The sequence below is a fragment of the Flavobacteriales bacterium genome (genome assembly GCA_020435415.1).
Taxonomy (GTDB): Bacteria; Bacteroidota; Bacteroidia; order JACJYZ01; family JACJYZ01; genus JACJYZ01.
In genome coordinates, this window is sequence record JAGQZQ010000173.1 from 1 (window position 1) to 1221 (window position 1221).

Consider the following 1221-nt stretch of genomic DNA (forward strand, 5'->3'; position numbering starts at 1 on the left):
TTGAGTTAAGTGGAAGGTCAATTCCTGAAGCGGCATATGAGTTTTTCGCGCCACTCACCGAATGGGTCAAAGCTTATGCGGAGAATCCCGCGGACAAAACCCTGTTAAACCTTCGCCTCGAGTATATCAATTCGAATTCCTTCAAGATGATCCTGGACATCTTCAAACCCCTGGAGCAACTGCATCAGGAAGGAAAAAACGTAACCGTTAACTGGTATTACGAAGAGGATGATGAAGCGATGCTTGAAGCCGCTGAGGATTACCGCGAGGTTCTGACCGTACCATTCAAAGTCATTGCGGTAGACGAGTTTTAGGATTCTCCCTGTTTTTCCTGTTAGTGTTCAAGGCCATACCTTAACAACACCTCATCTTTCTTGGATTTGGCAATCGGCACCTTCATATGGTTGCTCATTAACACGAAATCACCATCTTCCTTTACGATCCGCACCACGTGGTCATCATTCACCAGAAATGACAGGTGTACCTGAAAAAAGCCATCGTCCTCCAGCAGTGAGCGGTACTCCCTGATATCTTTGGGCACCACAAGAATCCGGTTATCCGCCAGATAAAAGGTGGTAAAGGATTCCCCGGCCTCACAAAGGACAATGTCTTTCAGCAGGACAACCTGGAATTCATCTTTTTGTGGCAGCACAATGTGTTGGGTACCGGTGGTGGATTGTAAGAGCACCTCCACCCTTTTATAGTGATTTTTCAATTTCACTGCGCCAATGGCTGCATCCATGGCATTGATCAGGGCTTCCACCTTAATTGGTTTGAGCAGATAGTCAAGCGCAGCAAACTTAATAGAGGTGAGCGCATGACTTTCTTTGGCCGTGGTAAAGATCACCTCAAAGGTATTGTTACGGTAATGTCTTAGAAAGTCAAAGGCCTCACCATCGGCCAGATCAATATCAAGGAAGACAACTTCCGGGGTGATCTCATCGGCATACTTCAACGCTTCCTGGAGATTTTTTGCCCAGAATATCTTCCGGATCTCTTCGTAGTCCCTTTCCAAAAAGGTCATCAGTGCTTGCGCTGATTCTTTATCACCGTCTATGATCAGGCAATTAAAAGCTAATGGCATATGATTAATTTATTTCTTGACCCATTCATATTGCTGGTCGGAGGAATAAAGATAAACCCAAATCATGCAATAGAAAAAAACTATTGCATGACGCATAAGAAAATCATTGGATACCGATTGTTTGCTTCGAAATAAAT

At 44.4% G+C, this 1221-nt stretch carries 2 protein-coding genes; one reads left to right on the forward strand and one right to left on the reverse strand.

What is annotated here, in order from left to right; translation table 11 throughout:
• On the forward strand, positions 1-314 hold a 314-nt coding region (locus KDD36_15170; protein MCB0397989.1), incomplete at its 5' end, for a DUF1987 domain-containing protein.
• A gap of 20 nt (positions 315-334) precedes the next feature.
• On the opposite strand, the gene KDD36_15175 is transcribed toward KDD36_15170, so the two are convergent.
• Positions 335-1084 carry a response regulator transcription factor gene (locus KDD36_15175; GenBank protein MCB0397990.1) on the reverse strand — a complete coding sequence of 250 codons (750 nt, stop codon included), beginning with the start codon at positions 1082-1084 and terminating at the stop codon, positions 335-337.
• Positions 1085-1221 lie beyond the last annotated feature (137 nt).

What these genes read in the sequence shown, in the direction of transcription:
- KDD36_15175 (MCB0397990.1), bottom strand. Translation starts at nt 1,084, where the DNA reads ATGCCATTAGCTTTTAATTGCCTGATCATAGACGGTGATAAAGAATCA.